Origin of the sequence: Enterobacter sp. CGMCC 5087 (assembly GCF_003144775.1) — a bacterium.
Taxonomy (GTDB): Bacteria; Pseudomonadota; Gammaproteobacteria; order Enterobacterales; family Enterobacteriaceae; genus Enterobacter; species Enterobacter cloacae_M.
Genome location: NZ_QFXN01000021.1, coordinates 1 through 8,551 on the forward strand (window position 1 = coordinate 1; position 8,551 = coordinate 8,551).

Here is an 8,551-nt window from a genome sequence, read left to right on the forward strand (position 1 = left end):
GGCGTTTTCGCGTCATGCGAACTCCTCCGTAGCGGGTGAAAAATGGGGAATGGCGTCAATCAGCTCGCGGGTATAGTCGTTCTGCGGCGACGCGAATAAGGTTCCGACATCGCCCTGTTCGACCACCTGACCGCTGCGCAGCACCGTGACGCTGTGAGCGATCCGGCGGACGGTAGACAGATCGTGCGTGATAAAGAGGTAGGTCAATCCCAGCTGCTGCTGCAGCTGCTGAAGCAGAGCCAGGATCTGCGCCTGCACGGTGACGTCCAGCGCGGAGGTGGCTTCGTCCAGCACCAGAATGGTCGGTTCCAGGATCAGCGCCCGGGCGATGGCAACGCGCTGCCGCTGTCCGCCTGAAAGCTCCCGGGCGGTGCGGCTCAGGAGTTCGACGGGCAGGGCAACCCGCTGCGCCACGGTCTCCACCCGGACCTTTCGCTGCGCCTTACTGAGGCGAGAAAAGTTCTTCAGGGGCTCTTCGATGATGTCAAACAGCGTCTGACGCGGATCGAGAGAGGCAAACGGGTTCTGGTAGACAAACTGGATCTTCTGGCGCAGCTGACGGCGGGCCTCGCGGCTGAGCGCGGTGGCATCAATATCATCAATGATGACCTGTCCGCTGTCGGCTTGTTCAAAACCCAGCAGAATACGGGCGAGGGTGGTTTTCCCGGAGCCGGATTCACCGACCAGTGCATGCGTGCTGCCGCGCCTGACGTCAAACGTTACCCGATCCAGCGCCTGAAGCTGATGACCTTTGCCCAGGGAGAATTGCTTGCTGATGGCCCGGGCGCGAATGGCCGGGGACGCGAGCGGGAGACCAGCCACCGGGGCGATGGTCAGGCGCTGGCCCTGGAGATCGCTCAACAGCTGGCGGGTGTAGGCGTGCTGCGGCGTGCGGACGATATCGGCGGTGCCGCCGTGCTCCTGAACCTCACCGTTGCGAAACACCAGCAGCCTGTCCGCGCGCTGTGCGGCCAGCGCCAGATCGTGGGTGACAAACAGAACGGCGGTACCCGATTCCCGGCGCAGGATATCCAGCAGATCGAGAATGCGTTTTTGCACCGTCACATCCAGGGCGCTGGTGGGCTCATCGGCAACGATCACGTCCGGACGCAGGGCAATGGCGATGGCAATCAGCACGCGCTGTTTCATCCCGCCGGAGAGCTGATGGGGATACTGCGTCATGCGCTGTTCGGGATGGCTCAGGCCGACCTTTGTCAGCAGGGCGAGCACCTGCTCGTCGCGCTCGGCGCGGGTCACCTTCTGGTGGAGCTGAATGATTTCTCCGACCTGCGCACCGATGGTTTTCACCGGGTTGAGCGAATTACCCGGATCCTGCGGTACCAGGCTAATTCTCGCTCCGCGAAGGGTATCGAGACGCTTTGCGGACCATCGGCTAATCTCCTCGCCGTTGAGCGATATTTTTCCCGCATCGCGCCGGGCGTTGTCAGCCAGCAGACCAATGATCGCCTGCGCCGTGGTCGTTTTGCCGGACCCGGATTCGCCGACAAACGCCAGCATTTCCCCTCGTCCGAGCGTGAAGCTGACGTTATGCACCACCTCTCGCCACTGGCGCGCGGTACGGTAGCTAATCGTCAAATTTTCCACTGAGAGCACGGTCATTAGCGACCTCCGCTGAACTGTTGGCTGATACGGTTGGTGGCCAGCACTACGGCGATGACGACCACGCCGGGGAAGGTGGTGAGCCACCAAGCTGTAGAGAGATAGTTACGGCCTTCGGCAATCAGTAAGCCCCATTCCGGCACCGGCGGCGGGGTGCCGTAGCCGAGAAAGCTCAGCGTGGAGAGCGCCAGGATGGCCTGACCAAACTGCAGCGTGGCAAAGGCGAGGACGGCGGTTAACGCGTTGGGCAGGATGTGTCGCCACAGCACGGCGAAAAACGTCCCGCCGCTGCCGAACGCCGCCTCGACGTAATCCGTGTGGCGGATGCGCACCACTTCACCGCGCGCGAGGCGGGCGAAGCTGGCAATGGAGGCAACGCCGACGGCAATCGCGGCGTTAACGGTGCCAAACCCAAGCAGAATAATCACCGTCAGCGAAAGCAGCAGAGACGGGATGGACAGCAGTACGTCTACGAAGCGCATCAGCAGAGACTCGACGCGTCCAGCGAACGCCCCGGCGATCACCCCTAAACCGGTACCGACCACCAGCCCCATCGTGACGGCGGCCAGCGCCGCGCTCAGGGAATGGGAGGCGCCATAAACGATACGCGTGTAAACATCGCGGCCAAGCTGATCGGTCCCGAGCCAGTGACCGGCCTGCGGTGCCAGGCGCTGCGCCCCGGCGATGCCCTCAATCGGGCTGTAGTGGGTTAACAGGCCGGGCGCTACGGCGGCAAAAGCGGCGAGAATAATCACCCCCCATGCCAGCCACAGTCCCGGCTGCCATTCCACTCCCTGCCACGCTGGAACGCGTTTTCGCGCTGCGGCCGCGTAATCGACCAGACTCATGATGCACCTCCGGTAACGGTTTGCAGACGGGGATCCAGCAGCGGCATCAGCAGATCCACCAGCAGATTGATCAGGACAAAACCGAGGGCGGAAATCATCACAACCGCCTGAAGTACGGCGATATCCTGATTATTCACCGCCTGCTGGGTCAGCTGCCCGAGCCCGCTGCGGCCAAAAACGGTTTCGGTGATCAGCGCCCCGGCAATCAGCTCGCCCAGCAGCAGCCCGGCAATGTTCAGGACCGGCAGCAGGGCGTTGCCGGTAACGTGGCGCCACAGGACGGCGGTTTCACTCAGCCCTTTGGCCCGGGCGACGGCGACAAACGGCTGCGTCGCCACCTGGTCCAGGCTGCGCATCAGAATTTGCGCCAGCGGGGCGGAAATCGGGATCGCGACGGTCACGATCGGCAGGATCAGCCCCTGCAGCGGCGTCGGGTTAATCACCGGGATCAGCCGCAGCTGAAAAGAAAAAAGCTGGATGAGGGCTATCCCCAGCCAGAACGTGGGTAAGGAGATAAACAGGACCGGCAGAGACTGAAGGGTATTGCTCAGCCAGCGCAGACCCGGCAGACGTGATGCAAAGGCCAGCGCAAAGGCCAGCAGGACCGCGAGCACAAACGCGGGCAGGGCGAGGCTCAGGGTATCCGGCAGATTGCTGGCAATCAGCTCGCTGACCGGCACGCCGGCCTGTAGCGAATAGCCGAAATCTCCGCGCAGCATCGCCAGCAGCGTGTGGCCGTATTGCTGCCACAGCGGGCTGTCCGCGCCGTAGGCCACGCGCATCTCCTCGATTTGCGCCGGGCTTAAGCCCAGGTCCGGGTTCTGAAATTTAATCAGCACCGCGTCGCCCGGCAGCACCTGGAGCAACACGAACGAGAGGGTAAAGGCGGCCCACAGTACCAGCAGCCCGTGCCCAAAGCGTTGAAGAAGTGCGTGGCGCATCGTCAGCTCCTCAGTGTTTCTCAATCCACGCGCCGTAGAACGACGGGCGGCCGACCGCTTCAAAACTGACGCCTTTCAGCCACGGCGCACCGGCAAAGACCTGCGGCTCTTCGAAAATCGGAATGACGTAGGCGTTATCCAGCAGGTAACGCTGGGCATCGCCGGTCAGCTGCAGGCGTTTTTGCGAATCAACCTCAGCGGAGATGTTCACCAGCAGTTCATTCAGCCTGTCGTCACGGAAGCTTTTGACCTTGTCGCTGGAGCCGCCTTTTTGCAGCAGCGCATCGCGGTTAGCCGGGTAGAACATGCTTTTCACCACGTCCGGATCGGCGCGGCCCACTTCGGAGACGGTTAACGGGGTTTTCAGCGGATCAAGGTTATCCAGCGTGCGGCTGCCTGCGTCTCCGGCTTTGACGCTCAGCGCCACGCCCACCTGTCGCCACTGCTGGGCAACCAGCTGCAGAACCTCTTTGTTTTGCGGCTGCGGCAGGGATTCATACACCGTCAGCGCCAGACGTTGGCCGTCTTTGGCGCGGATCCCGTCGCCGCCTGCTTTCCAGCCCGCCTCGTCCAGCAGCTGGTTGGCTTTTGCCGGGTCAAAGGTCAATTTGTCGCTGAGATCGACAAAGCCAGCGGCGGAATCGGCAATCACCGACTTCGCCTGCGGATAGTTGGCCGAGAAGAGGGTCTCAACCACCTGTTTTGCATTGGTGGCATGCAGCAGCGCCTGGCGCACGCGAATATCGGAGACCAGCGGGTTATCCGGACGGAAGCTAATGCTGTCGTTCACCCCGCGGGTCGGGGCGGCGTAGATTTTATAGCCCTGATCGGTCGCCTGCTTTTCGTCATACGCCTGCACCTGGCGAATAAAGTCGGCCTGACCGGCCAGCAGGGCGCCGACGCGCACGCTGTCTTCCTGAGTCACGATAAACTTGATGCCATCAAGATTGGCTGGCCCCTGTTGCGCCAGGTTTTTCGGCCCCCACTGGTAGTCCTTACGTGCTTCCAGCGTCACTTCGCGACCCAGCTTCTCGTCCTTCACCACAAAGGGGCCGGAACCGATGATGTGGCGTGCATATCCCAGCTCTTCGAAGTTGCGCTTCAGCGTGCTGAGCGAGACCAGACCCGAGCCAATGGTGGCGGTGCCCTGCAGGAACCCCGGCGACGGTTTTTTGAAGTAGAACTTCACGGTCAGCGGGTCGATGACTTCGCTGCGATCGTAGTTATTGATCACTTCTGACACCGGCAGGCGCTGCGCCTTATTGCCTGAACCGTAGGTATCAAAGTTTTTCGCCACGGCGTTGGCGTCCAGCGGCGTGCCGTCGGAGAAGGTGATGCCGGGACGAAGCTTAAAGGTGTATTCGGTTTTATCGGCGTTGGTGGTCCAGCTTTCTGCCACCCAGGGTTCGACCTGCAGCGTCTTTGGGTTCTGCCACGTCAGCTTGTCGGTGATTTGATTCAGAATGCCGCCGTTCGGGTAAAAGCCGCCGGCAGGCGGATAGAGGTTGGTGTGCGCCTGTTGCTCCAGATAAATCAGCGTGCCGCCTTTAACAGGCGCATCCGCGGACCAGGCGGCGGTGGTCGTCAGAATCAGCGCCGTCAGCAGCGGCAGACGAAATGGGGTTTGCATGGTGAATTCCTTTGTTATCTTCTTGTTAGCGTCGGATTCATCATCGGGCGCAGGGGAAAACAAGGGAACAAAGGAATTAAGATAAGGATTGCCGGAAAATGGCTATAAAAAAACCGCTCCAGCGAGGAGCGGTAATGAAAGATGAACGATTATGAACGTAGGTCGATCACCATACGGCCACGGATCTGGCCCTGTTCCATCTCTTTGAAGATGGCGTTGATGTCCTCGATCGGGCGCATCGTGACTTTCGGCACGACTTTACCTTCAGCGGCGAACTGGAACGCTTCCTGCAGATCCTGACGGGTACCGACCAGCGAACCTACCACCTGGATGCCGTCCAGCACCAGACGCGGAATGTCGAGGCTCATCGCTTCAGGCGGCAGGCCAACCGCGACCACGCGGCCACCGGCACGCACGGCGTCAACGGCTGAGTTAAAGGCCGCTTTTGCGACGGCAGTAACGACTGCTGCATGCGCGCCGCCGGTTTTCTCCTGCACAATTTTCGCGGCGTCTACGCTGCGGGAGTTGATGGTTAAATCCGCACCCATGCTGGCCGCCAGCTTCAGCTGTTCGTCGTTAACGTCGAGAGCGATGACTTTGGCGTTAAAGACGTTTTTGGCGTACTGCAGCGCAAGGTTGCCCAGACCGCCCAGACCATAGATTGCGATCCACTGGCCCGGTTTAATACCCGATACCTTCACCGCTTTATAGGTGGTGACGCCGGCGCAGGTGATGCTGCTGGCCGCAGCGGATTCCAGACCGTCTGGCACTTTTACGGCGTAGTCTGCGGTGACGATGCACTCTTCCGCCATGCCGCCGTCAACGGAGTAACCGGCGTTTTTCACGTCGCGGCACAGGGTTTCGTTGCCGGTATTACAGTATTCGCAGTGGCCGCAGCCTTCGAAAAACCAGGCCACGCTTGCGCGATCGCCGACTTTCAGCGACTTCACGCCTGGGCCGACTTCTTTTACGATACCAATCCCTTCGTGGCCCAGGATAACCCCGGTTTTATCGCCAAAATCACCGTTCTTCACGTGGAGATCGGTATGGCATACGCCACAGCATTCCATCTTCAGCAGGGCCTCCCCGTGCTTTAGCGGGCGTAGGGTTTTTTCAGTGACATTAACCTGATGATCCTGAGTGACAACAGCAGCCTTCATGTGTATCTCCTTGTTCATGATGAGTATCTGCATAGCAGGTGTAATACCCCTCAAGGATTAGTGGTTTGGCGCTGTAATGCAAGGCAACGGCAACATAATGTCATTATTTAATCCATTTTCAGAATAAGAATACGGCGTTCCTCTAATAATTTAGGGGGAAAATACTGGCCCGACGAGAGACTCGCCGGGCGCAGACTTACAGCTGTGCCTCTATCTCCTCTATCTCTTTACGCCATTGCGCCTGCAGATGCGGCTTTTGATGCTTCGGCTTACGCGCCAGATCGTCTTCCAGCAGCGTTTCCAGCGCGACCAGGCGTTCGAGCAGATCGTCATACGGCGAGGATTGAACCGTCGCCGCGTCGATGGCGGGCGCGGTGGATGTCGCCAGCCCCGCGCTTTCACGCAGGCGCTCAAACACCGCTTCTGCATCGTGCCACTCGCTCAGCTTTCCCTCTTCAATCAGCCAGAAACGGTTGCAGCTTTGGCAAATTAGCTGACGATCATGGCTGACCAGCAGGACGCCGCCTTCAAACTGCTGAAGGGTTTGCGCCAGCGCCTCTTTGCCTTCCATGTCGAGGTGGTTTGTCGGCTCATCCAGCATCAGCAGGCTGTAGCGGGCAAGCGTCAGGCCAACGAACAGCAGGCGCGAGCGCTCGCCGCCGCTGAGCGTGCTGACCGTTTGCCCGTGACGCGCCCACGGGAAACCTGCGCTTATCAGTGCCATTTTGCGGTTCTGCGGATCCGGTGCGAAAGGCTCCAGCGCGTCGAGCAGCGTGGCGTTGTCCGCTAGCTGGTGAAGCGTCTGGTCGTAATAGCCTGGCGACACGCGCGGATGGATTTTCAACCCGCTTTCTGCGGACTCATCGGCAAACTGTTGCCAGATGAGCCTCATCAGCGACGATTTGCCGCAGCCGTTACGACCGACAATCGCCACGCGATCGCCGCTTTTTAGCCGCGCCATTTCGATGCTGAACAACGCCGGCAGGCCAGGTGCAGGAGGCACGTCGAGGTTTTCCATTTCCAGCAAACGGTCGGCCCGCAGCGCGTCGCCGCGCAGGGTTAACGTCCACGGGCTGCCTGCCGTGAGCGCCGTCTGGCTCTCCTTCAGCCGTTCGACCTGTTTTTCCATCTGTTTGGCTTTGCGGGCCAGGTCTTCGTTGTCGTAAACCTTGCCCCAGGTCGCCAGCCGCTTCGCGCTGGCGGTCACGCGGTCAATCTCCTTTTGCTCCGCCTTGTGGCGCTGCGCGTCGCTTTCATCCTTTGCTTCAAGCGCCTTGCGGGCGGCCGTGCAGGGAAGGGCGAAGTAGTGCAGCGTTTTATCGCGCAGGATCCAGCTGCCGTTGGTGACGGCATCCAGCAGCTGTCGGTCGTGCGAGACCAGCACGAAGCTGCCTGACCAGTTCTGTAGAAAATGTTCCAGCCAGAGCATGGTCGGCAAATCAAGGTGGTTGCTGGGTTCATCGAGCAGGAGCAGATCCGGGTCGTGAATCAGCGCCCGCGCCAGCAGCAGGCGGGTGTGCTGCCCGCCGCTCAGCGTGGCGGATTGCAGCGCCATATCCTGAGGCGTGAAGCCCATGCCTGCCAGCAGCGTTTCAGCTTTCCAGCGCAGGCTATCACGCTCGGCTAAAGGCAGCTGTGCGAGTACTGCATCCAGCATGGTCAGCGGGAAAATGGCGTCCGGGAGATGTTGCTCCACGCGCGCCATCAGGCAGTGCCCGGCCAGCGAGACCGTTCCGGCGGCGGGGGAATCCGTGCCGTCCAGCACCTTCAGCAGCGTACTTTTACCGCAGCCGTTGTCGCCCAGCAGGCCAATGCGGTCGCCTTTTTTCAGCGTAAAGGAGAGTGAGTCGAAGAGCGTGCCAAACGCCGTATCAACGCGTAAAGATTGTGCAGTGAGTAAAGTGCTCATTGTTGCTTACCCAAGAGTTACAGGCATGTTTATGCCTCGTCAAACATCGCTGACGATAACTCAGTAAGCCCGAGAGAAGGGATTTCAGGGGGTGGTGTCTTCGCTCAAGCAGAAGTTATCGCAGCACGATACCGATAACGCTTGAGCTGGTGCGATCACCAAATGTATGTGAAACATTGAAAATTTCACGATACAGCATAATTGGCCTCCTTATATATTCAGTAGGTTAATGGATGAAGGGAGTGTAGCGGGGGAAAAGGGGTTTGGCTAGTGGGGGGCGAATCTAATTCCCTCTCCCTTTGGGAGAGGGTTAGGGTGAGGGGAACATACGGCTGTAGTGGTCATTCCGTTCACTTTATGTTCCTTGCTACTCTGTAACGACATGACCTGTGAACGTGCCAGGGTGGCTCAGTCGCCACCACCCTGGCGACCCGGGCTCCCGG

The 8,551-nt window shown here is 60.0% G+C and carries 6 protein-coding genes; all 6 read right to left on the bottom strand.

Annotated elements, in window-relative coordinates:
* Nucleotides 1-12: 12 nt before the first annotated feature.
* The 6 genes from DEO48_RS01315 to DEO48_RS01340 all read right to left on the bottom strand — a co-directional run bounded on the left by DEO48_RS01315 (nucleotide 13) and on the right by DEO48_RS01340 (nucleotide 8,108).
* Entirely contained in the window at nucleotides 13-1,620 is a 1,608-nt protein-coding gene (locus tag DEO48_RS01315) for an ABC transporter ATP-binding protein (RefSeq protein ID WP_109844104.1), read from the bottom strand.
* On the bottom strand, nucleotides 1,620-2,468 hold the full coding sequence (locus tag DEO48_RS01320) for an ABC transporter permease (protein ID WP_047060936.1): 849 nt from the start codon (nucleotides 2,466-2,468) through the stop codon (nucleotides 1,620-1,622). The genes DEO48_RS01315 and DEO48_RS01320 overlap by 1 nt, the downstream gene beginning before the upstream one ends.
* Nucleotides 2,465-3,409, bottom strand: coding sequence for an ABC transporter permease (locus DEO48_RS01325; protein WP_024909556.1), 945 nt, complete (start codon nucleotides 3,407-3,409; stop codon nucleotides 2,465-2,467). The genes DEO48_RS01320 and DEO48_RS01325 overlap by 4 nt, the downstream gene beginning before the upstream one ends.
* 10 nt (nucleotides 3,410-3,419) lie before the next feature.
* Entirely contained in the window at nucleotides 3,420-5,039 is a 1,620-nt protein-coding gene (locus tag DEO48_RS01330) for a TIGR04028 family ABC transporter substrate-binding protein (RefSeq protein WP_109844105.1), read from the bottom strand.
* Nucleotides 5,040-5,188: 149 nt separating this feature from the next.
* Nucleotides 5,189-6,199, bottom strand: a complete 1,011-nt coding sequence (adhP, locus tag DEO48_RS01335; protein ID WP_109844106.1) for an alcohol dehydrogenase AdhP — start codon at nucleotides 6,197-6,199, stop codon at nucleotides 5,189-5,191.
* A 196-nt stretch (nucleotides 6,200-6,395) separates the two neighbouring features.
* Nucleotides 6,396-8,108 (bottom strand): ABC-F family ATP-binding cassette domain-containing protein, encoded by a 1,713-nt coding sequence (locus DEO48_RS01340; protein ID WP_109844107.1) that lies wholly within the window; start codon nucleotides 8,106-8,108, stop codon nucleotides 6,396-6,398.
* Nucleotides 8,109-8,551 lie beyond the last annotated feature (443 nt).